27 protein-coding genes are annotated in these 23,612 nt (G+C 66.0%); 13 read left to right on the top strand and 14 right to left on the bottom strand.

The features are described 5' to 3' along the window. Positions 1–54: 54 nt before the first annotated feature. From FB460_RS05100 to trmB, 7 genes are all read right to left on the bottom strand, one after another. A complete protein-coding gene (locus FB460_RS05100; protein ID WP_142092972.1) occupies positions 55–528 on the bottom strand; it encodes a GNAT family N-acetyltransferase in 474 nt (157 codons plus the stop codon). A 49-nt stretch (positions 529–577) separates the two neighbouring features. Beyond that, the gene (gene uriH / locus FB460_RS05095; RefSeq protein WP_142092971.1) at positions 578–1,528 is read right to left on the bottom strand and encodes a uridine-preferring nucleoside hydrolase UriH; all 951 of its coding nucleotides are present in this window, start codon (positions 1,526–1,528) and stop codon (positions 578–580) included. A 243-nt stretch (positions 1,529–1,771) separates the two neighbouring features. Then, positions 1,772–2,380 (bottom strand): superoxide dismutase, encoded by a 609-nt coding sequence (locus tag FB460_RS05090; protein ID WP_142092970.1) that lies wholly within the window; start codon positions 2,378–2,380, stop codon positions 1,772–1,774. Between the two features lie 256 nt (positions 2,381–2,636). Beyond that, positions 2,637–2,822, bottom strand: coding sequence for a CsbD family protein (locus FB460_RS05080; protein ID WP_142092969.1), 186 nt, complete (start codon positions 2,820–2,822; stop codon positions 2,637–2,639). 79 nt (positions 2,823–2,901) lie between these two features. Then, a complete protein-coding gene (locus tag FB460_RS05075) occupies positions 2,902–3,507 on the bottom strand; it encodes a class I SAM-dependent methyltransferase (RefSeq protein WP_142092968.1) in 606 nt (201 codons plus the stop codon). Then, positions 3,504–4,304, bottom strand: coding sequence for a tRNA pseudouridine(38-40) synthase TruA (gene truA / locus FB460_RS05070; RefSeq protein WP_142092967.1), 801 nt, complete (start codon positions 4,302–4,304; stop codon positions 3,504–3,506). The genes FB460_RS05075 and truA overlap by 4 nt, the downstream gene beginning before the upstream one ends. Beyond that, on the bottom strand, positions 4,301–5,062 hold the full coding sequence (gene trmB / locus FB460_RS05065) for a tRNA (guanosine(46)-N7)-methyltransferase TrmB (RefSeq protein ID WP_142092966.1): 762 nt from the start codon (positions 5,060–5,062) through the stop codon (positions 4,301–4,303). Before trmB ends, truA begins: the two co-directional genes overlap by 4 nt. Positions 5,063–5,155: 93 nt before the next feature. Here trmB and FB460_RS05060 point away from each other — a divergent pair, with 93 nt between their 5' ends. The 6 genes from FB460_RS05060 (at position 5,156) to glmM (ending at position 10,439) form a co-directional block, all read left to right on the top strand. Next, positions 5,156–5,383, top strand: a complete 228-nt coding sequence (locus tag FB460_RS05060) for an amphi-Trp domain-containing protein (RefSeq protein ID WP_142092965.1) — start codon at positions 5,156–5,158, stop codon at positions 5,381–5,383. Between the two features lie 301 nt (positions 5,384–5,684). Continuing rightward, positions 5,685–6,095, top strand: a complete 411-nt coding sequence (locus FB460_RS05055; protein ID WP_142092964.1) for a YccF domain-containing protein — start codon at positions 5,685–5,687, stop codon at positions 6,093–6,095. A 267-nt stretch (positions 6,096–6,362) separates the two neighbouring features. Beyond that, positions 6,363–7,643 (top strand): citrate synthase, encoded by a 1,281-nt coding sequence (locus tag FB460_RS05050; protein WP_142092963.1) that lies wholly within the window; start codon positions 6,363–6,365, stop codon positions 7,641–7,643. A gap of 444 nt (positions 7,644–8,087) precedes the next feature. After that, positions 8,088–8,561, top strand: a complete 474-nt coding sequence (gene rplM / locus FB460_RS05045) for a 50S ribosomal protein L13 (RefSeq protein ID WP_142092962.1) — start codon at positions 8,088–8,090, stop codon at positions 8,559–8,561. A 14-nt stretch (positions 8,562–8,575) separates the two neighbouring features. Beyond that, positions 8,576–9,088: a 30S ribosomal protein S9 gene (rpsI, locus tag FB460_RS05040; RefSeq protein WP_142092961.1), complete on the top strand. Its 513-nt coding sequence runs from the start codon at positions 8,576–8,578 to the stop codon at positions 9,086–9,088. Between the two features lie 4 nt (positions 9,089–9,092). After that, on the top strand, positions 9,093–10,439 hold the full coding sequence (glmM, locus tag FB460_RS05035; RefSeq protein ID WP_142092960.1) for a phosphoglucosamine mutase: 1,347 nt from the start codon (positions 9,093–9,095) through the stop codon (positions 10,437–10,439). Positions 10,440–10,471: 32 nt separating this feature from the next. Here glmM and coaA read toward each other — a convergent pair whose 3' ends face one another. Further along, positions 10,472–11,425: a type I pantothenate kinase gene (coaA, locus tag FB460_RS05030; protein WP_211345834.1), complete on the bottom strand. Its 954-nt coding sequence runs from the start codon at positions 11,423–11,425 to the stop codon at positions 10,472–10,474. A 117-nt stretch (positions 11,426–11,542) separates the two neighbouring features. Here coaA and glmS point away from each other — a divergent pair, with 117 nt between their 5' ends. Together glmS and FB460_RS05020 are read left to right on the top strand one after the other, a co-directional pair. Beyond that, positions 11,543–13,387, top strand: coding sequence for a glutamine--fructose-6-phosphate transaminase (isomerizing) (gene glmS, locus FB460_RS05025; protein WP_142092958.1), 1,845 nt, complete (start codon positions 11,543–11,545; stop codon positions 13,385–13,387). Further along, a complete protein-coding gene (locus tag FB460_RS05020) occupies positions 13,384–13,734 on the top strand; it encodes a holo-ACP synthase (RefSeq protein ID WP_142092957.1) in 351 nt (116 codons plus the stop codon). Before glmS ends, FB460_RS05020 begins: the two co-directional genes overlap by 4 nt. 6 nt (positions 13,735–13,740) lie before the next feature. On the opposite strand, the gene FB460_RS05015 is transcribed toward FB460_RS05020, so the two are convergent. The 4 genes from FB460_RS05015 to FB460_RS05000 all read right to left on the bottom strand — a co-directional run bounded on the left by FB460_RS05015 (position 13,741) and on the right by FB460_RS05000 (position 15,244). Beyond that, a complete protein-coding gene (locus FB460_RS05015; RefSeq protein ID WP_142092956.1) occupies positions 13,741–14,043 on the bottom strand; it encodes a hypothetical protein in 303 nt (100 codons plus the stop codon). A 13-nt stretch (positions 14,044–14,056) separates the two neighbouring features. Further along, entirely contained in the window at positions 14,057–14,518 is a 462-nt protein-coding gene (locus FB460_RS05010; protein WP_142092955.1) for a hypothetical protein, read from the bottom strand. Between the two features lie 64 nt (positions 14,519–14,582). Next, entirely contained in the window at positions 14,583–14,822 is a 240-nt protein-coding gene (locus tag FB460_RS05005; protein ID WP_142092954.1) for a hypothetical protein, read from the bottom strand. A 2-nt stretch (positions 14,823–14,824) separates the two neighbouring features. Beyond that, complete coding sequence (locus tag FB460_RS05000; protein WP_142092953.1) at positions 14,825–15,244, bottom strand: hypothetical protein; 420 nt, start codon at positions 15,242–15,244, stop codon at positions 14,825–14,827. A 114-nt stretch (positions 15,245–15,358) separates the two neighbouring features. On the opposite strand from FB460_RS05000, the gene FB460_RS13455 reads away from it, so the two are divergent. Then, on the top strand, positions 15,359–15,778 hold the full coding sequence (locus tag FB460_RS13455; RefSeq protein WP_142092952.1) for an NAD(P)H-hydrate epimerase: 420 nt from the start codon (positions 15,359–15,361) through the stop codon (positions 15,776–15,778). Here FB460_RS13455 and FB460_RS04990 read toward each other — a convergent pair. Further along, positions 15,718–16,149 (bottom strand): hypothetical protein, encoded by a 432-nt coding sequence (locus FB460_RS04990; RefSeq protein WP_142092951.1) that lies wholly within the window; start codon positions 16,147–16,149, stop codon positions 15,718–15,720. The two genes, FB460_RS13455 and FB460_RS04990, sit on opposite strands and share 61 nt — an antisense overlap. Before the next feature lie 132 nt (positions 16,150–16,281). On the opposite strand from FB460_RS04990, the gene FB460_RS04985 reads away from it, so the two are divergent. From FB460_RS04985 to FB460_RS04975, 3 genes are read left to right on the top strand one after another with little or no spacing between them, the layout of a single operon-like run. Beyond that, on the top strand, positions 16,282–17,697 hold the full coding sequence (locus FB460_RS04985) for a bifunctional ADP-dependent NAD(P)H-hydrate dehydratase/NAD(P)H-hydrate epimerase (protein ID WP_142092950.1): 1,416 nt from the start codon (positions 16,282–16,284) through the stop codon (positions 17,695–17,697). A gap of 20 nt (positions 17,698–17,717) precedes the next feature. Further along, entirely contained in the window at positions 17,718–18,869 is a 1,152-nt protein-coding gene (gene alr, locus FB460_RS04980; RefSeq protein ID WP_246044247.1) for an alanine racemase, read from the top strand. Then, positions 18,862–19,932 (top strand): alpha/beta fold hydrolase, encoded by a 1,071-nt coding sequence (locus FB460_RS04975; protein WP_142092949.1) that lies wholly within the window; start codon positions 18,862–18,864, stop codon positions 19,930–19,932. The genes alr and FB460_RS04975 overlap by 8 nt, the downstream gene beginning before the upstream one ends. 55 nt (positions 19,933–19,987) lie before the next feature. Here FB460_RS04975 and FB460_RS04970 read toward each other — a convergent pair whose 3' ends face one another. After that, a complete protein-coding gene (locus tag FB460_RS04970) occupies positions 19,988–21,118 on the bottom strand; it encodes a glycosyltransferase family 4 protein (protein WP_142093376.1) in 1,131 nt (376 codons plus the stop codon). A gap of 351 nt (positions 21,119–21,469) precedes the next feature. Here FB460_RS04970 and FB460_RS04965 point away from each other — a divergent pair, with 351 nt between their 5' ends. Continuing rightward, entirely contained in the window at positions 21,470–23,605 is a 2,136-nt protein-coding gene (locus FB460_RS04965) for a DEAD/DEAH box helicase (protein WP_142092948.1), read from the top strand. The last annotated feature ends 7 nt before the right edge of the window (positions 23,606–23,612 follow it).

Below are 23,612 nucleotides of genomic sequence, written 5' to 3'. Positions count from 1 at the left end.
TGGCCCTGCTGTTGTGGCTGGCGCGGGGCCTCGGCCCAGTGCCCTGCGCCTGAATCAGCCGTCTCGAACCATCCGCCAGTGGGGGATACCGGCTTCCTCATACAATTCTCCGATGCGTTCGAAGCCATACTTCTCGTACAACGCGGCGATGTAGGCCTGAGCGTGGATCAGTATCGGTTCGTCGCCATGGGTGTCGATGACCCATTGCACCAAGTGCTGTGCGAGTCCGGTGCCGCGTGCCGACTGATGCACCGCGACGCGTCCGAAGGCGCGGGTGATGTGTGGCATATCGGCGTCATCGGGCGTGGTTCCCGTGACACGGAGATACGCAAGAGCGCCCGCATCGCCGGGGATCCACACATGGATCGTGTCCGGGGCACGGTCCACTTCGTCGATCTCGGCCTCGTCCACGATCCGCTGTTCGCGGATGAACACCTCGGCTCGGAGCCGGACTATGTCGTAGAACTCATCGCGGGTCAGTTCGGCCCATGACTTCGCGACGACCGGTGCTCGGTCAACATTCGGCATGTCGTGGATTGTCGCATCACCGAAAGGCTGCGTCACCCACCGAGACGGCTCACCGCGACCGGCTGCTGACGCTGCGCACCGCGTCGGTCACCAGATCCCAGAACCTCTTGTGGTCCAGGTTCACAGCCACCTGTGTGTGGCAGTCCGGCGGGGCGGGAGCGCGGAAGTCGGCCACGGTCATGCCGGTGGTCAGTGCACCCTGGAGCTCGACGTCCAGCGGAACCTTCTGCGTCGAGACGATGCTCGGGTCGATGAGGTAGGCGATGGTGCAGGGATCGTGCACCGGCGGATCGTCGAAGCCCTGGGCATCCTTGTAGTTGTCGCGGAAGGCATGGAACAGGCCGACTGTGAAGTCGGCGACATCGGATCCGATCGCCTTGATCTGGGCCTCCACCTCGGCGGTGGTGAGGGCCTGGTGGGTGAGGTCCAGCCCGACCATCGTGAGCGGCCACGGTTCGTTGAACACGATGTGGGCGGCCTCGGGATCGATCTTGATGTTGAACTCGGCCACCGGCGACCAGTTGCCGGTGTGATAGCCGCCGCCCATCAGGACGACTTCCTTGACGCGTTCGACGATTCGCGGTTCGAGTCGTACGGCCAGGGCAATGTTGGTCAGGGGGCCGGTGGGCACCAGCGTGACCGTGCCCGGCTCGTTGGCCATGACGGTCTCGATGATGAAATCCACCGCGTGCTGGTCGGCGACCTCCACCGTCGGAGTGGGAAGTTCGTATCCGTGGATCTCCATACCGGTGTCGCCATGGATGTCGCCGGCGGTCTCCACATCCTTGACGAGCGGACGCGTCGCGCCGGCATGGATGGGGCAGTCGACGCCGGCGATCGTCATCACCTGACGGGCGTTATAGGTGACCTTGTCCAAAGTCTGATTGCCACCGACGGTCGTGATGCCCAGCAGGTCGATCTCCGGATTCCCGGCTGCCAGCAGTATTGCGACCGCATCATCATGCCCGGGATCGCAGTCGAGGATGATCTTCTGTGCCATGGAGGCTCCTTCGGTCGCTGACACTGTTCCCGCGTGTGCACACACCTGCGCGAGCGATTCAGTTTAGAAGACCCGGGCATGGCGAACATGGCCGGGCCGCAGGGGCGATGAGAGCGGCCGGGCCGCAGGGGCGATGAGCGTGGCTGGGCGCAGGGACGATGAGCGTGGCTGGGCGCAGGGACGACGAACGCGGCTGGGCCGCAGGGGCCCAGCCGCGTTCGAGAGAACCGTTACGGCGACCGATCAGATGAGGTCGGCGGCCTTGGCCTTGTTGAAGCGCTCGGTGACGTCGTTCCAGTTGACGACGTTCCACCAGGCATCGACGTAGTCGGCCTTGACGTTCTTGTACTGCAGGTAGAAGGCGTGCTCCCACATGTCGAGCTGCAGGACGGGGATCTGACCGACCGGGAGGTTGCCCTGCTGGTCGAACAGCTGCATGATGTTCAGCTTCTTGCCAAGGATGTCCCAGGCCAGCACCGACCAGCCCGAACCCTGCAGGGTGGTGGCCACGGAGTTGAACTGGCCCTTGAAGCCCTCGAACGAGCCGAAGAATTCATCGATCGCGGCAGCGATCTCACCCTCGGGCTGGCCGCCACCCTCGGGTGACATGTTCTTCCAGAACACCGAGTGGTTGATGTGACCGCCGAGGTTGAACGCGAGATCCTTCTCGAGCTTCGGGATGGCGCCGAAGTCGCCGTTCGCACGCGCCTCGGCCAGCTTCTCGGTCGCCGTATTCAGACCCTTGACGTAGGTGGCATGGTGCTTGCTGTGATGCAGCTCCATGATCTCGGGGGCGATGTGCGGCGCGAGAGCGCCGTAGTCGTAGTCGAGGTCGGGCAGAACGTAGGTCATGCTTCACTCCTAGTTTCAGGCTTGTTCGTCGCCATGCTTTGTGGACCGAGTTTAGGGCGACACGTGTGAGCTGGAACACGGGGGTTGTGATCGCTATTCCCCATCAGCTCCCGATGGCGGCCATGTGTTGTGAGCCCACGCGTCGTGAGCCCATGTGTTGTGAGCCCATGTGTTGTGAGCTGAGCCGCGTGTCGTGAGCCCACGTGTTGTGGGTCGACTGTCGTGAGTCGACCGTGTTGTGGGTCAATCGGGCCTGTCAGTCGGCGAAGCCGCCCTTGGCGGCGTCCTTGGCGTCCTCGACCTTGTTCTTGGTGGCGGCGCTGCCCTGATCGAGCTTGCCCTCACCCTCGAGGCCCTTGTCGTTGGTTGCGCGGCCGATGCCTTCCTTGATCTTGCCCTTGGCCAGGTCGGCGTTGTTCTTCATCTTGTCTTCGGTGGACATGGTGCCCTCCTTCTCGATGGATCGGGTTCGACAATGAGACGAACCGCAGGTCCCCACGCTAGGGCACCTTCGTGTCCGTTCAAGCCCCGGGGGAGTCCGTAGCCCAGCTCACGACGAGCACACGGAACCCCTTGGCGCTCGCCCGACGCTCACATGAGTACCCCTGCGAGATGAGCCATTTCTGCAGCGAATCAGCGCCCAAGTTCTTGCTGACCACCAGATATGCAGTTCCCTCGGGCGCCAGTCGGGGAAGCCAGGTGAGCAAAAGCTCGTGAAGGGCGGCCTTTCCGATGCGGATCGGTGGGTTCGACCAGAGCTCGTCGAACCGGGCCTCGGGGTCCACCGCGTCGGGTGTTACCACCTGCACACGCTCCCCGACGCCGGCGCGCTCGGCATTGCGGCGGCACAGCTCCAGCGCTCGTTCGTTGACATCGACGGCGGTGACGTGGACGCCGGCATCCGCCAGCGCCACGGTGATCGGCCCCCAGCCACAACCCAGGTCGAGGACGCGGGTGCCGGCTGGGGGAGCGTCGATCGAACGCAACAGCACCGATGTACCGAGATCGAGCCCGTCGAAGGAGAAGACACCGTTGGATGTGACGAAGCGGTGGGTCCGACCCCAGATGGTCTCGTCGAACTCACGCTCGCGCACCGGTCCCTCGGGGGTGTCGAAGTAATGGCTCACTCGGTCTCCTCGCGTCTCGAACGTGCCTGCTCGGCGCGGGCCGCCAGTTCGGCGTCCGCAGGATAGGCGACCTCCTCCAGACACAAGCCGTGGGCCGGCATCACCTGCACCGCATTGGCGCGTTCGCCGAGTGTCGCCACCTCGCGTAACCACACGGCATCGCGTCGGCCCGACCCCACCGCGGTGAACGCCCCCATGAGGGACCGCACCATCGAATGACAGAACGCATCGGCGCGGATGGTGCACTCCACAAGCGGCCCGACACGTTCGCAGCGCACCTCCAGCAATGTCCGGATCGTCGTCGCTCCCTCGCGGCGCTTGCAGAACGGTGCGAAATCCCGCAGGCCCACCAGCTCCTGAGCCGCATCATGCATCGCGTCGACATCCAATGGGGCACTGGCCACCACCATGTTGCGGTACAGCGGATCGGGTGTGCCCGAATCGTCGAGCCGGTAGACGTAGCGGCGCCACACCGCCGAGAACCTGGCGTCGAAACCGGGGGGCGCGGGGCGCACATCGGTCACGACCACATCGCTTGGCAGGACGCGGCGCAACCGACGCTGGAGGGTCGGAGCGTCAGTATCGGCAGGGAGGTCGACGTGTGCGACCTGGCCGCGTGCGTGAACACCGGTGTCAGTCCTCCCCGCGCATGTGAGCGGGGTCGGATGGGGGAGCCGCAGGACCTTGGGGATCCACTCCTCGAGCGTTCCCTGCACGGTGCGCAGATCGGGTTGGGTCGCCCAGCCGTGGAACCCGCTGCCCTCGTAGGCGATGTCGAGCCGGAAGCGTCGAGTCATGTCCGCTTCCGGTAGGTCAGGTCGGTGACCTCACGTCCAGCGCGGATCCCTCGCTGTTCATATTTGGTGAGGGGGCGTTCGGGCGTCCGGGGCGCGGGTCCGTCGTGCACGTTGACCAGATCGGGGTGGTCGTCGAGAACCTCACGACAATGTTCGGCGTATTCGGCCCAATCGGTGGCGATGCGCCAGACACCATCGGCGCCGAGGCGGCTCGCGACCAGCGCTCCGAACTCGGGTTGCACGAGGCGACGTTTGGCATGTCGGGTCTTGTGCCATGGGTCGGGGAAGTAGGTCCACAGCTCGGTGAGGAGCCCGGGCTCGATGAGTTCGCGCAGGGCGGCGACGCCGTCTGCCTCCACCAGCCGTGCGTTGGTGAGACCTTCGGCGCGCAGTTTGATCATCGTGGAAGCCATGGCCGGGCGGAACACCTCGAAGGCCACGAAGTTCCAGTCCGGATGGGCGCGGGCGCCGGCCACGAGGGCGTCCCCGGTTCCCGAACCGATCTCCACGACCATCGGCGCGACACGACCGAACTGCTCGGGCCAGTCGACCCGGGCGCCCTCGGCGACGGACGTGGACTGTTCGCCGCGTGCGACCTCCACCATCCATGCGTCGCGTTCGTCCCACGCGCGCTGTTGGCTCGGGTTCATGCGGTCACCGCGGCGTACGTAGGACACGACCCGACGCCTGGGGCGGGGGTCGGCGTCCGGCACTGCGGGGGCGCCCGGGTTGGGGGGATCGGCGTCGTGGGAACTCATCAGCGTCATCCTAGGACGCGGCGGCGGGAGAACGCGGGGTCACGCACCGAGCCCCGCTCCCACCTGCTTCGTCGGGGCTGCTTTGCTTGAGGCATGGGTGAGGAACTGTACGAGCATGAAACCGAGACGATGATGACCAGGGAACAGGCCGCAGCCAGGCTCCGCGCACTGGCCGATCAACTGGAGCGGCACAACGAGGTTCGCGTCAACCACGGCGACCGCGAGGTCTCGGTTCGGGTGGCCGACCAGGTCGGTTTCGAATTCGAGGTCGAGGTGGAGCCGGGCGGGAAGAACGAGATCGAGGTCACCATCTCCTGGTGAATTCCCGGTGAGGATGCCGGCGTGACTGATCCGGCATGGCAGGTCTGGTGGAGATCAGGTCTGGTGGAGAAGGCGGTCGGTGCAGATCGGTGGAGACCTGCGGGGCTTCCCCGATGCAAACGGCGGTCGGAACGGGTTGACTGGACGTCCGGTTGGCTGGGCATCGGGTTGGCTGGGCATCGGGTTGGCTGGGCAGCTGCCCAGCTGCCCAGCTGGGCATCTGGTTGGCTGGGCATCTGGGGCGGATCTCGAATCGGTCGTTCAGGCACCGGCCGTTCGGAGCGAACATTCAGGAGGGCTCGTGCGCACACTGCTCAACATCATCTGGCTGATCTTCGGTGGCCTCTGGCTGGCACTCGGTTATGTGCTGGCCGGTGTGCTCGCCTGCATCTTCATCGTCACCATCCCCATCGGAGTGGCGTCGTTCCGCATGGCCGGTTATGCGCTGTGGCCCTTCGGCAGGGCGGTGGTTCCCGCCCATCAGGGTGCGGGAGTGGTCTCCGGCGTCGCGAACGTCATCTGGTTCATCATCGCCGGCCTGTGGCTCGCGATCGGGCATGTCAGCACCGCGATCGCGCAGGCGGTGACCATCATCGGAATCCCGCTGGCGATCGCCAATCTCAAGATGATCCCGGTGACCTGTTTCCCCTTCGGCAAGCGCATCGTGCCGTCCGGTCAGGTTCCCCACGGCATGGCGTTGTCGCGCATGTGACCGACCTCTCCTGTGTGATATTCGTCACTTGAAGGTCGCTGTGGGGCTCGATCTCATCGGCCCGGGCGCTGTCGCTGGCGCCTCCGCGGTGTTCTGCCACGTGGGCCGGACTGCAAAAGTCTCGCGCACCCCTTAGTGTTGGCGTGACAGGTTCCGGCACTGCGGCCCAGTGCGTCTAACGGTGCCACGAGCGGTCCCGAGCCCCCGGACGCCGAAGCCTGTCTGAATCGCTGGTAGGGGGCGAAAACATCCCGAACAAGGAGGGACATGTCGAAGGACGCTGCTGTTCTCACTGCCGGAGACGCGACGCTCGAACTGCCGATCACCAAGGCCACTGTCGGCAACGATGGGTACGGCATCGGTGCGTTGATGAAGACCACCGGTAACACCACGCTTGATCCGGGTTACACCAACACCGCGAGCTGTGAGTCGTCGATCACCTTCATCGATGGAGCCAAGGGGATCCTGCGCTACCGCGGCTACCCGATCGACCAGCTGGCCGAGAAGGCCACCTTCCTCGAGGTCGCGCACCTGCTCATCTACGGTCAGCTGCCCACCGATGACGAGCTGAGCGAGTTCACCGACCGCATCACCACGCGGTCGATGCTCGATGAGCGCATGCGTGATCTGTTCCGCTGCTTCCCGCGTCGTTCGCACCCCATGCAGGTGCTGGCGTCGGGCGTCAATGCGTTGGCCACGTTCAACGCCGATGCGCTTGATCCCCACGATCCCGAACACGTCGAGAGCGCCACCATCCGTCTGCTCGCGCAGATGCCGACGCTGGCCGCCTACGCCTACAAGAACTCGGTGGGGGACCCCTTCCTGTATCCGCAGCGCCGCTTGGGCTACGTGGAGAACTTCCTCCGTCTGTCGTTCGGCAACCCGACCGAGGAATACGAGCTTGACCCGGCCGTGGTGCGCGCGTTCGAGACGCTGTTCATCCTGCATGCCGACCACGAGCAGAACTGCTCCACCTCGACGGTGCGCATGGTGGGCTCCTCGCAGGCCAACATGTACGCCTCGGTGGCCGCTGGTGTGAACGCGCTCTCCGGGCCGCTGCATGGCGGTGCCAACCAGGCGGTTCTGGAGATGCTCGGCCATATCCGCGACGAGGGCCTGGATGCCAAGTCCTTCCTCGACAAGGTCAAGGACAAGTCCTCGGGTGTGAAGCTCATGGGCTTCGGGCACCGCGTCTACAAGAACTTCGACCCGCGCGCCGTGATCATCAAGAAGCACGCGCACGAGATCCTCAGCGCTGCAGGAAAGTCCAACAAGCTGCTGGACATCGCTCTGGAGCTTGAGGAGATCGCGCTGGAGGACGATTACTTCGTGGAGCGCAAGCTCTACCCGAACGTCGACTTCTACACGGGCCTGATCTACGAGGCCATGGGCTTCCCGACCTCGTACTTCACCGCCCTGTTCGCGCTCGGACGCCTGCCCGGCTGGATTGCGCAGTGGCGTGAGCAGCTCGCTGATCCTGCCGGCAAGATCGGGCGTCCGCGTCAGGTCTACATCGGTGAGCCCGAGCGCGACTACCCGAGCAAGTGACCCTTTTCGGATCGATCACCTGACTGATGCATCGATCACCTGACTGATGCGAGGAGCCGTTCTCCAAGTGGGGGCGGCTCCTCGTTCGGTTCTCGATGCTCCTCAGGCGTCCAGCTTGGCTGATTCGTTCCCCGCGTGGGGCTGGCAGCCCGCAGGGCATGATTTGGCTCACGGCGCGGGAGTGCACTACTGTTGTCACGTTGCGCTCAGCGCAAACGGGAGTGGATTCACCGCGAATCGCTCCGTCCGACCGAAGCAGTGACTTCGAGAAGCGGCCGCTGGATCCAGCGTCTCTCGAAACGCTGTTGAGCCGGGCGGTCGCGAACCCTCACCTTCCGAACTCGGGCCGAGACGGGCCCATCGGTTCGGAGCGGAGCAGATCCTCGCCCGTTCGCCTGCGTCACAACACGTCCACCACGCAGAACACGAGAGAAGAAGGTCTACGTGTCCACGTACAGCCCGAAGCCCGGCGAGATCACCCGCGATTGGGTCGTGATCGACGCCGAGGACGTGGTCCTTGGTCGTCTGGCCGCCACCGCAGCGACCCTGCTGCGCGGCAAGCACAAGCCCACGTTCGCCCCGCACATCGATGGCGGTGACTTCGTCGTCGTCATCAACGCCGAGAAGATCGCCCTCACAGGCAAGAAGCACACCGACAAGAAGGCCTTCCGCCACACCGGTACTCCCGGTGGCCTGCGTGAGGTCAGCTACGGCGAGCTCATCGAGAAGAATCCGCGTAAGGCCGTCGAGCTTGCGGTGTGGGGCATGCTCCCCAAGAACCGTCTGGGCCGCCAGCTCATCAAGAAGCTCAAGGTCTACGCCGGTCCCGAGCACCCCCACAAGGCTCAGCAGCCCAAGCCCTACACGTTCACCCAGATCGAGCAGGTCGCGGGTGCCAATCCCACCACCACGAAGTGAGCACCGGAGAATTCATGTCTGAGACCGAAGAGACCATCGAGACGGGCACGACCCCGTTCACCGAGGGCGAGCGCGAGATCGCCTACCGTTCCGAAGCCGAGGGTGCGGCTGCCGAGTCGGGCGACCGTCCCGCCATCGTGGCTCCCGGCCAGGCCGTGGGACGCCGCAAGCAGGCCATCGCCCGCGTCCGCCTCCTTCCCGGATCGGGCCAGTGGAAGATCAACGGCCGCACGCTGGAGGATTTCTTCCCCAACAAGCTCCATCAGCAGCTCATCTCCGAGCCGTTCGAGGCCGCTGGTGTCGCCGGTTCCTACGACGTGGTCGCCATCATCAGCGGTGGTGGCAGCTCCGGTCAGGCCGGCGCGTTGCGTCTGGGTATCGCCCGCGCACTCAACGCGGTGGATGCCGAGGCATCGCGTCCAGCCCTGAAGAAGGCCGGGATGCTGACGCGTGACTCGCGGATCAAGGAACGCAAGAAGGCCGGCCTCAAGAAGGCCCGCAAGGCTCCGCAGTACAGCAAGCGCTGATCCGATGGCCCGCCTCTTCGGAACCGACGGAGTTCGCGGAACGGCGAACGAGGAGCTCACCGCCGAGTTGGCGCTCAACCTCTCAGTCGCCGCAGCCCACGTGCTCGGCGAAGCCGGTGCGTTCAGTGGACACAAGCCGACCGCCCTGGTCGGCCGCGACCCCCGAGCTTCGGGGGAGTTCCTGGAAGCAGCCGTGGTGGCGGGCTTGGCCTCTGCGGGGGTGGATGTGGTGCGTCTCGGCGTGCTGCCCACCCCCGGCGTGGCCTATCTCGTCAATTCGGCGGGGGCCGACCTCGGAGTCATGCTCTCGGCGAGCCACAACGCGATGCCCGACAACGGCATCAAGTTCTTCCAGCGGGGTGGCACCAAGCTCGATGACACTCTCGAGGATGCGATCGAGGAACGTCTTGGGGCCGAATGGCAGCGCCCGGTGGGTGCCGGCGTCGGCCGCGTCACCGAAGGCCCCGATCTGGTGCAGCAGTACATCGACCACATCGCAGGCAGTATCGATACCGATCTTGCTGGCCTGAAGGTGGTCGTCGACTGTGCCAACGGTGCCTCGTGCCGTACTGCCCGTGCAGTGTTCGAAGCCGCCGGGGCGGAGGTCGTGGAGATCCACGCCGACCCCACGGGGCTGAACATCAATGAGGCCTGTGGCTCGACGCACCCGAAGGACCTGCAGGAGGCCGTCGTCGCCCATGGCGCCGCCCTCGGTGTGGCGCTTGATGGTGACGCCGACCGCTGCATCGCGGTGGACGCCGATGGAGACATCGTCGACGGGGATCGGACATTGGCTGTGCTCGCTCTGGCGATGCACGAGCAGGACCGACTCAGCAATGACACCGTCGTGGCCACCGTGATGAGCAATCTTGGATTCCTCAACGCCATGACCGAGCGTGGACTGCGCGTCGACCAGACCAAGGTCGGTGACCGCTACGTCCTCGAATCGATGCGTGACAACGGCTTCACCCTCGGTGGGGAACAGTCCGGCCACGTCATCATGAGCGAATTCGCCACCACTGGTGACGGTGTTCTCACCGGCCTGCACCTGATGGCGCGCGTTGTCGAGACCGGATGCTCGCTCAAGGATCTTGGCGCGGTGATGACGAAGCTCCCGCAGGAGTTGGTCAACGTCAAGGGCGTCGACAAGACGCGTGCGGCGATCGATCCGACCGTCATGCATGAGGTCACCACCGCCGATCAGGAGCTCGGTGACACCGGTCGTGTCCTGCTGCGCCCCTCCGGAACCGAGCCCGTGGTGCGGGTGATGGTGGAGGCCGTCACGCAGGAACAAGCGCGGGAGATCGCCGAACGCCTCGCCGGAGTGGTCAAGGAACGCTGCGCGCTCTGAGACGTTTCGGCCCAGTCCTGGGCCCGTGTGGGTCACATCTTGCGGATCCGCACCCACTTGACCTCGTGGTTCTCACCCTTGCGGAGGATCGCTGTGGCACGTCCCCGCGTCGGCAGCACGTTGGTGGCCAGATTGGGACCGTTGATGTTGTCCCAGATCTCGCTCGCGCGCTGGTGTGCCTGCTCATCGTTCAGGTCGGCATATCTCCGGAAATAGCTGCGGGGGTCGCGGAAAGCGGTGACGCGCAGCCGACGGAAACGTTCGATGTACCAGCGCTTGATGTCGACGGTGGCGGCGTCCACGTAGACCGAGAAGTCAAAGAAGTCGCTGACAGCCAGCCCGGTCGTGCCATCGGCCCGAGGCTGTGCGGGCTGGAGCACATTGAGGCCTTCGACGATGAGGATGTCGGGGCGTTCGACGGTGATGGTCTCGTCGGCGACGCGGTCATAGGTGAGATGGGAGTACACCGGGGCTTGGGTGACAGGGCGCCCCGACTTCACCCCGATGATGAAGCGCAGCAGGCTGCGTCGATCGTAGGATTCGGGGAAACCCTTGCGGTGCATGATGCCGCGACGGTCCAGTTCGGCGTTGGGCCACAGGAATCCGTCAGTGGTGACGAGTTCGACCTTCGGGTGGCGTGGGTCGCGGGCAAGGAGGGCCTGCAGGACGCGGGCCGTGGTGGTCTTGCCGACGGCGACCGACCCGGCGATGCCGATCACGAACGGGGTGCGGCGTCGGTCCATCCCCAAGAACTCATTGCTGGCACCCGCGAGTCTTCCCGCGTGCTCCACATAGAGGCTGATCAGCCGTGTCAGCGGAAGGTAGACCTCGGTGACCTCGTTGAGATCGATGGGGTCACTGCTGGACCGCATGGTTGTGAGAACGCGTTCGCTCAGTGGCACCGGAGTCGCATGTGCGAGTTCTGCCCAGTCCGATCTGGCGATCTCGACGTAGGGGCTGGTCGACGTCGATCCCTCGGAGGCCATGTGGGGCATCGTACGCTGCTCCGCCCGCAGCGTGTGTTCGCCCGGGATCTGAAAACTGATGGGGCTTGCAGCCATTGCTGGTGCGAACAATGGGCCTGTGCCAGTAACGTGTGCGCCATGTGTGGGATCGTTGGATACGTGGGGCCGCGACGGGCGCGGGAGATCGTCGTGGATGGGTTGCGCCGTCTGGAATACCGTGGCTACGACTCCGGCGGTCTGGCCGTCGTCGACGACGGTCGTATCGAGTACGCCAAGAAGGAAGGCAAGCTCGCCAACCTGCAGAGCGTTCTCGACGCCCAGACCCCCAGTGAGTCGGGCACCGGTATCGGTCACACCCGGTGGGCGACGCATGGTGCGCCCAACGATGTGAACGCCCACCCACACCTGTCCGCCGACGGCCGCGTCGCGGTCGTCCACAACGGCATCATCGAGAACTTCGCGACGCTGCGCGCCGAGCTCGAGGCCGAAGGTGTCGAGTTCGCCTCCGAGACCGACTCGGAGATCGCAGCGCATCTGCTGGCCCGCGAGATCAACCGTGGTTCCGGCCTCGTCAGCGGCCTTCGCGCGGTCTGCAACCGACTCGAGGGAGCGTTCACCCTCGTCGCGATCGAGGCCGGTGATGCCGGGCGCGTCGTGGCGGCGCGTCGCAACTCGCCGCTGGTGGTCGGCGTCGGTGATGGGGAGAACTTCGTCGCTTCCGACGTGGCCGCGTTCATCGAGCACACGCGCGAGGCCATCGAGCTGGGGCAGGACCAGATCGTCGAGATCACCGCCGACGAGGTGTACGTCACCGACTTCGAAGGCAATCCCGCCGATTACCGCACCTTCCACGTCGACTGGGATCTCTCGGCAGCGCAGAAGGATGGCTATGACTGGTTCATGCGCAAGGAGATCTTCGAGCAGCCCGAGGCGGTCGCCAACACCCTTCTCGGTCGTTTCACCGAGAAGGGTGATCTGACGCTCGACGAGGTCCGTATCCCGCCGGAGGATCTGCGTCGGGTGAACAAGATCGTGATCGTGGCCTGCGGCACCTCGTTCTATGCCGGTCTCGTGGCCAAGTACGCCATCGAGCACTGGACGCGCGTGCCCTGTGAGGTGGAGATCGCCTCCGAGTTCCGCTACCGGGATCCGATCATCGATCCGATGACGCTGGTGGTGACGATCTCGCAGTCCGGCGAGACCGCCGACACCCTCATGGCGATCCGGCACGCGCGCGAACAGCACGCCAAGGTCATCGCGATCTGCAACACCAACGGGGCGACCATTCCCCGGGAGTCCGATGCAGTGATCTACACCCATGCCGGCCCGGAGATCGGGGTGGCCTCCACGAAGGGCTTCCTGACGCAGGTGATGGCCTGCTACCTGCTGGGCCTGTACCTGGCGCAGGTGCGCGGCATGAAGTACGGCGACGAGATCCGGGCGATGATGGGCGAGCTTGAGCGCATGCCGGGCCTCATCCAGCAGGTTCTCGATGACTCCCAGCCCGTGCTCGACCTGGCCGCGCAGCTCAAGAACCGACGCTCGGTGCTGTTCCTCGGGCGCCATGTGGGCTACCCCGTGGCCCTCGAAGGGGCGTTGAAGCTCAAGGAGCTCGCCTACATCCACGCCGAGGGGTTCGCTGCCGGTGAGCTGAAGCATGGGCCCATCGCCCTCATCGAACCCGGGCTCCCGGTGTTCGTGGTGGTGCCGCCGCGGGGCCGTGACCAACTGCACGAGAAGGTCGTCTCGAACATCCAGGAGATCCGGGCACGGGGCGCCAAGACCATCGTGCTCGCCGAGGAGGGCGATGACGTGGCCGAGCGCTACGCCGATTCGTTCATCTCCCTGCCGCCGGTGTCGACGCTGTTCCAGCCCCTCGTGGCGACGGTGGCCCTGCAGTTGTTTGCCTGCGAACTCGCCACGCAGATGGGCCACGACGTCGACCAGCCCCGCAACCTCGCCAAGTCCGTCACGGTCGAGTGATCGTCGGTATCGGCGTCGACGCCTGTTCGGTGGAGCGGTGGCGTCGAGCATGTGCTCGTCGCCCCGGGTTCGCGGAGCGCTGGTTGACGCCAGCCGAAGCAGACCTGGCGCCGGAGTCGCAGGCGGCGAGATTCGCGGCGAAGGAAGCTTTGGCCAAGGCACTGCGCATCGAGCAGGGACTCGGCTGGCACGACGCCTGGATCGAGACCGACGAGTACGGACGCCCGTCGTTCGGCGTCACCGGAAGTGTCGCTGCGCGCATGACCGAGCTCGGCGTCGAGCGTCTGCACGTCTCGCTGACCCATGATGGCGACATGGCCATGGCATTCGTCGTGGCCGAGAGGTGAGGCGCGTCAGGCCCCGAGCAACGCTTCGACGGCGGATCCCTCGTTGGCGTGGATGACGTGTTGTGCGGCACCATCGGCGTCGGTCATACCCATGGCCGCCTCGATGATCAGATCGCCGAGATCGGCGTTGGACTTCCGCATCGCGCGAGGGTCCACGCGAGCATCGGTGAACTCCCCGCCTCTCATGGTGAGCACGATCAGGTCGTCGGAGCAGGCACCTTCGGCTTCCACCGTGGGCACCCGCACCGGCTGGGCCTCGACGCTTTTGGCCGTGGCGCTCAGCTCGTCGAAGATGTGGTCGAAACTCATGGCGGGTGGCGGATCAGACCCGCGATTCCAGCACGTCGCGGATCAATTCCTCGCACGTGGCGTGGGAGTCTTCCTCCTCGTCGTCGGGTTCCCAGTCGGTGCGGTCCACCAACTTCCAACGGTTGTCGCTGGTGTCATAGGCCAGCAGCTGGTCGTCCACGTCACCGATGAACCGCAGCGGGGAGTCGATCGTGTGACCCCCTTCGAGCAGGCGCTCGTTCGATTCGAGGATGCCGAGGGTGTCGACGCTGCGTCCCTGCTCGCCCTCTTCGAAATCGCGGGTGCCGTACAGGTGGACGCCGTTCACCCAGACGCCGTCGCTGCGAAGCCAGATGTTCCGGATCGTCTCGGGCAGGTCGATGCCGAACACTTCCCGGAAACGTGGTGTGAGGACGTCGATGTCCGCGGCGGTCGCGGCAGGCTCCAAGCCCTCGTCCTCGTCGATCTCGGTGAGCAGGGCGTCGATGTCTCGCATGGGTCCTCCTTGGTCGTGGGGGTTGGCGGATTCGGGGTGTCGGTCTGAATCGTCGTGGGCTCGGTCAGGGGTGATGATGCGGGCACCGCCGCCGGGTGGCGGCCACCGTTGTCGAACTGACGTCGCGGCTTTTTCGATCTGCTTTGGTGCGTTTCGTGTATTTCAGAGGACGGAAGTGCACGCCGGGCATCTCGTAAACTTTTTTCTTGAGGACGCCGCGAGCAGGTGCGCCGGAGCGCATCCATGTCTTCAGGTAGGGGGCGACCATCTTCCTGAAGATGTCCAGTCCTCTTTTGCGAGCCACGGTCAGTATCCTGCGGCGAGGTGGGTGAAGGCGGCATGGAGCATGGTGGCGTCGTCGGGGTAGAATTCGAAGAACTCGTCGAAGGTGTGGTTCCAGTGGCACCACACCTGTTTCTCGCGGTGCCATGCATATTGGATGTCCACGATGGGGATGCATTCGGGGTAGAGGTCGCAGAAGGTGATGAGGTCGTAGCCGTCATTGTCAGTGTCGCCGAGGCCCCAGACTTTCATTTCGTTTTTGGAGAAGCGCAGGGATCGGCTTCGGAGGAGGAGTTTGCGGAGTGTGGGGGCTTCGGGCATGCCGACGGTGTGGAAGGTGTGGTCGATCGCTTCGGGAGTTCCGGGCTCTTCGGTTTCGGCGACGGCGAGGATGCGTTCGATGATTTCCTCAGGTGGGGGGACGGTGCTCGATGCTGAAGTCATGGGGGCATGCTAACTGGGGCATGATCATGAAAAGCTCGCTGGAGAGTTGGCCGGAGTCTTCCGGCGTCGCGGTGTTTGCGTCGCGGTGTCGCGCCGGGAGACGACGGCACCCTCATGCGTCGTGCTGCAGCAGGTTTGGCGGCGGCGGTGCTGCGTGAACTGCGTCCGGCATCCGGTCGCACGGTGCATCTGTTGGTCGGTCCCGGCAACAACGGTGGAGACGCCCTGTGGGCCGGGGCCTTCCTGCGACGCTGCAACGTGCGCGTGCGTGCCCACCTGCTCACCGGCCGTGGCCACGAGGCCGGGCTCGCGGCGCTCCTGCGTGCCGGTGGAACCGTGACCGATGTCGAAGGACTTCACCAGCCCTGTGATCTCGTGATCGACGGCCTCTTCGGTATCGGGGGCCGGGCCGGCGAACCGGATCGTGCCATCGCCGAAGCCATCGGCGACACCCCCGGTCTTTCTCGCCATGATCAGTGTCCGGGGGTGAGATGTTCGAAGGCTGCGTGGAGCATCGCAGCGTCGTCGGGGTAGAACTCGAAGAATTCGTCGAAGGTGTGGTTCCAGTAGCACCAGGATTGCTTTTCTCGGTGCCATGCGTATTCGATGCCGACGATGGGGATGCATTCGGGGTAGAGGCGGCAGAATCTGATGAGGTCGTTTTCGTCAGAGGTTCCGGCGGAGTAGGTGTGGGCTGTTCCCCATACGGTGACTTCTGTTTTGGGGAATAGGAGGGATCGGCTTCGGAGGAGGAGTTTGCGGAGTGTAGGGGCTTCGGGCATGCCGACGGTGTGGAAGGTGTGGTCGATTTCTTCGGGGGTGCCGGGTTCGTCGGTTTCGGCGACGGCGAGGATGCGTTCGATGATTTCCTCAGGTGGGGGGACGGCGCTCGATGCTGAAGTCATGGGGGGGCATGCTAACTGGGGCATGATCACGAAAACGCCCGCTGGAGAGTTGGCCGGAATCTTCCGGCGTCGCGGTGTCGCCCATGGTGTAGCTAGCGCAGAGCTGCCGACCCACCGTGCAACCATGGCCCCATGAAGACCGCGTGGACCGTTGATCAGATCCGCCGCGCCGAAGCCACGATCATGGGGGAGCCAGACCCGCAGACCGGTGTCGCGCCAGGAGACGACGGCACCCTCATGCGTCGTGCTGCAGCAGGTTTGGCGGCGGCGGTGCTGCGTGAACTGCGTCCGGCATCCGGTCGCACGGTGCATCTGTTGGTCGGTCCCGGCAACAACGGTGGAGACGCCCTGTGGGCCGGGGCCTTCCTGCGACGCTGCAACGTGCGCGTGCGTGCCCACCTGCTCACCGGCCGTGGCCACGAGGCCGGGCTCGCGGCGCTCCTGCGTGCCGGTGGAACCGTGACCGATGTCGAAGGACTTCACCAGCCCTGTGATCTCGTGATCGACGGCCTCTTCGGTATCGGGGGCCGGGCCGGCGAACCGGATCGTGCCATCGCCGAAGCCATCGGCGACACCCCCGTCGTCGCGGTCGATGTGCCGTCGGGGCTCGCGTCCGACTCGTGCGCCCCCAGCGGACTGCGCGCCGACCTCACAGTCACCTTCGGCGGACACAAGATCGCCCACCTCACCCAGCCCGACCGTTGCGGGCCCACTGAACTGGTGGAGATCGGCCTCGACCTCGACGCCACCGGCCCGCCCGCGTTGCGCCAGTGGGAGGCCGCCGACGTGGCAGCCGCCTGGCCGGTGCCGACTCGTCATGACCACAAGTACACCCGCGGTGTGGTGGGCATCGACGCCGGTTCGGCGGCCTACCCCGGTGCCGCCCGACTTGCGCTGGCCGGAGCCCTCAACACCGGCGCCGGCATGATCCGCCACCTCGGCGACGCCGATGTGTCCCTGCTCGCGGAGTTCCCGAGCGTCGTGCTCGCCGAGGGTCGATGCCAGGCCTTCCTCGCAGGAAGCGGCTGGGGCGACCGTGACACTCGGGCAGCGCGCGCACGCCTGACCGAATGGACCGACACCGCTCCCTGCGTCCTCGATGCCGACGCCCTGCGACCGGATCTGCTCGACGGCCTGGACCTGTCCGATTCGCTGCTGACACCACACGCGGGAGAACTGGCGCGCATGCTCGGCGTCGAACGCTCCGAGGTGGAGGCCGAACCCATGGATGCGGCGCGGCGGGCAGCGGACCGTTTCGGGGCGACCATCCTGCTCAAGGGCGGTCTGCAATACGTGGCGACGCCGGGGGAGACCACCGTGCAGATGCCCGTTCCCGGGCCGGCCTGGACGGCGCGTGCCGGATCGGGCGACACCCTCGCCGGAGCCTGCGCGGCCCTCCTCGCCACCGGCGTCGACGCCACCCTCGCCGCGGTGCTCGGCGCCTCCCTTCAGGCCCTCACCGCCGCGGACCACCCCGGGCCGCGGCCACCCGAACGGCTCGCGGAGCGGTTCCCGGACACCCTCGCAGCCCTGCTCGCCGAGCGGTGATCGCGTCGTAAGGTGTGGGCGTGACCACTCATTCCATGATCGACCCCCGCACCGCGTCGGCCACGATCGACACCGACGCCCTGCGCCACAACATCGATGCCATCGCGCACCACGTGGCACCGGCGCAGGTCATGGCCGTGGTCAAGGCGGACGGATACGGCCATGGTGCCGTGACCTGCGCACGTGTCGCACGGGAGGCCGGCGCCCCCTGGCTCGGCATCGCCACCATCGGTGAAGCGCTCGTGCTGCGCGAGGCCGGGGACACCGGCCCCATCCTCTCGTGGCTCCACGGACCCGAGGAGGACTACGAACCGGCGGTCGCCGACGGGATCGACGTGACCGCCGGAACCGTCGACCAACTCTCCAGTGCCCTCATGGCAGCCGCGGCCTGTGAGAAGACCGCCCGCGTCCAACTCGAACTCGACTCGGGGATGCGCCGCGCCGGTTCCGACCCCGCCGAGTGGGACCACCTGTGCCGCGCCGCCCTCGAATGTGAGCAGACCGGCGCGGTGAAGATCACCGGCATCTGGTCACATCTCGCCACCGCCGACGAGCCGGACCACCCCGCCACACAGAAGCAGGCCGACGCCTTCGCCGACGCCGTCGCCCACGCCCGTTCGGTGGGCCTCGAACCCGAGATCGTCCACCTGGCCAACTCCGCCGCTGCCCTCGGCCACCCCGAACTCCACCACGACGCGGTGCGTCTGGGCATCGCCATGTACGGGATCGATCCCGGTGACGGGTGTGCGACCCGCGCTGGGGTGGAACTCCTGCCGGCGATGCGTCTGCGCGCGCAGCTCGCGGCGGTCCGCCATGTCAACGAGGGGGACGGCGTCTCCTACGGACATTCCTGGATCGCGCCCCACGACACGACCCTCGGACTCGTCCCCCTCGGTTACGCCGACGGGATTCTGCGGGCGGCGTCGGGCAGGGTGAAGGTCCGTGTCGGCAACCGCACGGTGCCGATCGTGGGCCGCGTCTGCATGGACCAGTTCATGATCGACCTGGGGCCGGATGCTCCCGATGCCGTCGGGGATGAGGTGACGCTCTTCGGAGCGGTCGACGGTCCACGCGCGGAGGACTGGGCCGAGGGCTGCGACACCATCGGCTACGAGATCGTCTCGCGTATCGGCGGACGGGTGCCACGGGTGCTGGAGGACGGCGATGAGTAACGGGCTGCAACGACGGGAGGCACGCACCGCCGGACTGATCGCCGGCATCGCGGCGGCGACGGTCGGCGCCATCGCCACCGGGTTCGAGCTCGAGCGTCAGATCATCCGACGACGGCTTCGCCCCAGCGTGCGCGATGCGTCGGAGTACTTCTCCCTGACCGGAGACCCGGTGCCGGTGACCTCCGACGACGGCACCCGGCTGCACGCGGAGGTGGATGAAGCTCCTGAAGCGCCGGAGGATGCGCTGACCGTGGTGTTCGTCCACGGGTATGTGCTCAGCCGCCACTGCTGGTATCACCAGCGCCAGGCGGTGCGGGGGCGGCGACGTGTGGTGGTCTACGACCAACGCGGGCACGGTGATTCCGACCTCGCCGACGCCGACAGCTGCCGCGTCGACCAGCTCGCCCGCGACCTCCACGCGGTCCTTGAGGCGACGACGGACCCGGACGAGAAGGTCATCCTCGTGGGGCACTCCATGGGTGGTATGACGATCATGGATTTTGCGAGGATCTTCCCCGAGGAGTTTGAACGCAAGGTCCGGGGAGTTGGCCTTGTCGCAACCTCGGCGGGGGACCTGTCGAACCTGTCGGTCGTGCCCGGGCTGCCCGGTCCGGTCTTCACCGCACTCGCGCCCCATGCCATCGCCGCGATCAACCGGGCCCCCCACTTGTGGGATCGGGCGCGACGCGTCGGGACCGATGTGGGCTATGTGGTCACCCGACGCATGGCCTACGGCTCAGAAGTGCCGCCCCAGCTGGTGGAATTCATGGTTCAGATGATCGGGGCGACGCCGCTGAAGGTCATGGGGGACTTCTACCCGGCGTTTGCTGATTTCGATGGACGCGCCGGGCTGGAGGCGATCCAGTGCGTCGAATCCATGGTCGTCGGGGGGAGACGTGATCAGATCCTTCCCGTCCGACACACACACGCTGTCATCGAACGGTTGCCCGGCGCGGAGTCGTGGATCGATCCGAAGCAGGGGCATATGCACTTCATCGGCAACCCTGAACCGGTCAATGACTTGTTGGATTCCTTGATCGTCCGCGCCGAACGCGCCCGCTGAAGACACACTCACCGAAGGCAGGGACGAAGGAACAGGGCAGGTTTGCCCGGTGGCGTCAGGCGACGCGGATGACGTTGTTGGCCTCGATCGCCTCTTCGTAGTAGTCCACGAGCTGCGAGCACATGAACTCCCATGTGCGGTGCTCGACCGCTTCGCGGGCACGACGTGAGAACGTGGCGCGCTTGCGATCGTCACCCAGGAGGTCGCGGACGAAACCACGCATGCCTGCGAGGTCACCGGGGGCGTAGAGCCAGCCGGTGTGGGAGGGGTCGATCAGGTCGATCGGGCCGCCGCGGGCGGGTGCGACGGCGGGAACCCCCGATGCGAGCGCTTCCTGTATGGACTGACAGAACGTTTCAAGCTCGCCTGGATGGACGAAGACATCACAACTCGCGAGTGCGATGGGCAGGTCCTCGCCGGTTTGCTGGCCGAGGAACACCGCGTGGGGCAGGATCCGTTCGAGTTCCTCGCGGCGGGGGCCCTTGCCGATGATGACGGTGCGGGTTCCGGGAAGGTCGGCGAGCACTTCGAGGTCATCCACCTGCTTCTCGGTGGCCAGGCGTCCCACATACCCGATGAGCCTCTCGCCGTTGGGGGCATGTTCGGCGCGGAACTCCTCCGAACGTTTGTCGGGGTGGAACCGTGTCGAGTCGACGCCGCGGCCCCACAGCCCGACGCGCTGGACCCCCAGATCGACGAGTTGTTTGCGGGCGTACGTGGAAGGGGCCAGCGTCATCGTGGCGAGCTGGTGGATGTTGCGGATCCACTTCCACAACAGCGGGGTCGCCTGCGGGACGCCATAGCGGGCCGCGTAGGAAGGCACCTCGGTCTGGTAGATCGCGACGCTGGGCAGGCCGAGTCGGTCGGCGGCGACGCCGGCTCGCTCACCGATGGTGAAGGGGGCCGCGAGGTGCACCACGTCGGGCTGGAAGTTGGAGAAGATCCGCTCGAAGCGCCACTGGCCAGTGGTTCCGACGCGCACATCGGCGTAACCGGGAAGCGCGAAGGACGGCATGGTGATGACGGGGAAACCCACGTATTCCTTGGGCACACCCTGCGAGTGGGACGGCGCGATGACCAGCGCGTCATGCCCCTCTCGCTGCAGATGTTCGAGGACCCGCATGACCGAATGGGTGACCCCATTGATCTGCGGGAGGAAGGATTCCGTCACGACCGCTACACGCACGTCATCCAACTTACCCATCAAGTCGACGGGCATGTTCCACGGAGGCAACGTGTTGGACAACGCAGGGTTACGAAAAGTGGTCGACGGATGCTTCTCCGGCTTCTCGATGAATACCTGGCTGGGGAACGTGGCCGCATGAGGTAGGCTTGTCGAGTTCCCGGCTGCGAAGTGCAGTTCGGGCCGAGCCCCCACGATCGGGGGCGTTGAGGTTCGTCATCGTTCACCCCCCTCTCCGGATCACCGGTTCATTTTGAGCATTTCGTGCTGTGGAGCCGTCGATTCCGCCTGTCGGTCAGATCCGACATCGGTGACGCGCCTGCGAGGGGCCCATGGGCCCGAAAGTTGAGTCAGATGGCATACGCAAGCAGGCCACGCAAGAAGAACACGACCCACAGCGGACGCCCATCGGCGTCTGGAGCGAAGCGCCCGTCCACCCCCAAGCCCGGTGGGCGTGGTCCCAAGAGTTTCAAGGCTGACGGCACACCGAAGAAGCGATGGAATGCGTCACAGCGCAAACAGCAGGGGCGTCCACCCCGCCGTAGCTCTGGTCGCAGTGCCGACGAGCGTCCCCAGAACATGCGATGGGGCGTCGACGGAGCAGAAGATCGCAGCGCACCGCGCTCGGACGAGCGTCGTAACTCACCAGAACGCAGGGAGACCGGCGGAAAACAGGGGAGATACAAGCAGGCCGGATACAAGAAGTCGGGATACAGGACCGCCGGTGACAAGGGTGGCCGTGGGCCCAAGGATCGCTGGAGCGACGAACGCCGTGAATCACGTGACCGTCACGTGAAGGGCGATCGATTCGGCGGTGATCGGTCTCGTGACGACCGGTCTCGTGACGACCGTGGCCCGCGGCGTGAGTGGGGCGATCGTGGTCGTGACGGTCGCGGCCGTGATGATCGCGGCAAGCGTGAATGGGGCAACCGCAGCGATCGCGGCCCGCGCCGTGACCGGGACGACCGTCGCGAGTCACGTGGCGGGCGTCCGTTCGAGGACGCCCGTTCGTTCGACAGCCAGGAGGCTTTCGACGACGGGGCAGACGTGATGGCGTGGTCGCCGGACACCGCCGAGCCCTCGCATCACGTCAATCCGGCGACGACAGCGGCCACCACCGAGACGACCTTCACTGAACTCGGGGTGCCTGCGGTGTTGGCTGCGGAGCTGTCGGCTCGTGGCATCGAGCATCCGTTCCCCATCCAGGAGGCGACGATTCCCGATGCGCTCCGGGGTCGGGACATCCTCGGCCGTGGACGCACGGGCTCGGGCAAGACGCTCGGTTTCGGGCTCCCGCTCGTGGCTCGACTCATGGAGGACACCACCGCGACTGCGCGTCGTGGCCGTTCGCCGCGCGGGCTCATCTTGGTGCCGACGCGTGAGCTCGCCCTCCAGGTGGCCGATGTGGTGGCCCCGCTGGCCCGGGCTGCCGGTCTCGAGGTCATCTTGGTTGCCGGTGGCATGGCCTATGGGCCGCAGATCAAGGCCTTCCGCTCCGGTGTCGACATCGTGGTGGCCACCCCCGGCCGTCTCATCGACCTCATGAAGCAGGACGCCGCCGACCTCACCGAGGCCGAGATCACCGTGCTGGATGAGGCTGACCACATGGCCGACCTCGGCTTCCTTCCCGATGTCACGACCCTCCTCGACGCCACTCCCGCCGGTGGCCAGCGGCTGCTGTTCTCGGCGACCTTGGACCGCGGCGTCGACAAGGTCGTGAAGAAGTACCTCAACGATCCGCTCACCCATGAGGTCGATTCAGCCCAGGCGTCGGTCACGACCATGACCCATGCCGTGCTGCACCTGCTGCCGCATGACAAGAACGCCGCCACTGCGGCGATCTGCAACCGTGAGGGCCGCACCGTTGTGTTCGTCCGGACTCAGCGCGGAGCCGATCGTGTCGCCGGTCAGTTGCGGGAGGCCGGTGTGATGGCCGGCGCCCTGCATGGTGGTCTGACGCAGGGAGCCCGCAGCCGCGTGCTGTTGGCGTTCCGTGAGGGAAGCGTGCCGGTGCTGGTCGCCACCGATGTGGCCGCCCGCGGTATCCACGTCGATGACGTGTCACTGGTGCTGCAGGTTGATCCGCCCATGGGGCCGAAGGATTACCTGCACCGTGCGGGTCGAACCGCGCGCGCCGGCAACGCCGGTGTGGTGGCCACGATCGTGCTGCCGCATCAGCGTCGCCAGACCGATCGGCTGCTGCGTGACGCCGGGATCAAGGTGGAACCGATGCGAACCCACCCGACCGATGAGGCGCTCGCCGAGATGACCGGTGCTCGTGCCCCGCACGCCGAGCCGATCCTCGAGACCGACTACCTCAAGCTGATCGCGCCCCGTAAACCCGAGCGTGGGCCCAAGCGTGGCCCCGGTGGTTTCAAGGGACGTGGGCGTGGCGGTCATGGTGGCCGTGGTCACGGTGGCCGCGGTGGCCGCGGTGGCCGTGGCGGTCCCCGGAGCCACTCCGGTGGCAGGCGTCAGTTCCGCGGCTGAACAGGTG

The organism is Propioniferax innocua, from assembly GCF_006716235.1.
GTDB lineage: Bacteria > Actinomycetota > Actinomycetes > Propionibacteriales > Propionibacteriaceae > Propioniferax > Propioniferax innocua.
This window is presented reverse-complemented; position numbering and strand designations above follow the sequence as displayed.

Coding starts and splice junctions, on each gene's coding strand:
- FB460_RS05100 (WP_142092972.1), bottom strand. CDS start 528: ATGCCGAATGTTGACCGAGCACCGGTCGTCGCGAAGTCATGGGCCGAA.
- uriH (WP_142092971.1), bottom strand. CDS start 1,528: ATGGCACAGAAGATCATCCTCGACTGCGATCCCGGGCATGATGATGCG.
- FB460_RS05090 (WP_142092970.1), bottom strand. CDS start 2,380: ATGACCTACGTTCTGCCCGACCTCGACTACGACTACGGCGCTCTCGCG.
- FB460_RS05080 (WP_142092969.1), bottom strand. CDS start 2,822: ATGTCCACCGAAGACAAGATGAAGAACAACGCCGACCTGGCCAAGGGC.
- truA (WP_142092967.1), bottom strand. CDS start 4,304: ATGACTCGACGCTTCCGGCTCGACATCGCCTACGAGGGCAGCGGGTTC.
- trmB (WP_142092966.1), bottom strand. CDS start 5,062: ATGAGTTCCCACGACGCCGATCCCCCCAACCCGGGCGCCCCCGCAGTG.
- FB460_RS05060 (WP_142092965.1), top strand. CDS start 5,156: ATGGGTGAGGAACTGTACGAGCATGAAACCGAGACGATGATGACCAGG.
- FB460_RS05050 (WP_142092963.1), top strand. CDS start 6,363: ATGTCGAAGGACGCTGCTGTTCTCACTGCCGGAGACGCGACGCTCGAA.
- rpsI (WP_142092961.1), top strand. CDS start 8,576: ATGTCTGAGACCGAAGAGACCATCGAGACGGGCACGACCCCGTTCACC.
- glmM (WP_142092960.1), top strand. CDS start 9,093: ATGGCCCGCCTCTTCGGAACCGACGGAGTTCGCGGAACGGCGAACGAG.
- coaA (WP_211345834.1), bottom strand. CDS start 11,425: ATGGCCTCCGAGGGATCGACGTCGACCAGCCCCTACGTCGAGATCGCC.
- glmS (WP_142092958.1), top strand. CDS start 11,543: ATGTGTGGGATCGTTGGATACGTGGGGCCGCGACGGGCGCGGGAGATC.
- FB460_RS05015 (WP_142092956.1), bottom strand. CDS start 14,043: ATGAGTTTCGACCACATCTTCGACGAGCTGAGCGCCACGGCCAAAAGC.
- FB460_RS05010 (WP_142092955.1), bottom strand. CDS start 14,518: ATGCGAGACATCGACGCCCTGCTCACCGAGATCGACGAGGACGAGGGC.
- FB460_RS05000 (WP_142092953.1), bottom strand. CDS start 15,244: ATGACTTCAGCATCGAGCACCGTCCCCCCACCTGAGGAAATCATCGAA.
- FB460_RS13455 (WP_142092952.1), top strand. CDS start 15,359: ATGCGTCGTGCTGCAGCAGGTTTGGCGGCGGCGGTGCTGCGTGAACTG.
- FB460_RS04990 (WP_142092951.1), bottom strand. CDS start 16,149: ATGACTTCAGCATCGAGCGCCGTCCCCCCACCTGAGGAAATCATCGAA.
- FB460_RS04985 (WP_142092950.1), top strand. CDS start 16,282: ATGAAGACCGCGTGGACCGTTGATCAGATCCGCCGCGCCGAAGCCACG.
- FB460_RS04975 (WP_142092949.1), top strand. CDS start 18,862: ATGAGTAACGGGCTGCAACGACGGGAGGCACGCACCGCCGGACTGATC.
- FB460_RS04965 (WP_142092948.1), top strand. CDS start 21,470: ATGGCATACGCAAGCAGGCCACGCAAGAAGAACACGACCCACAGCGGA.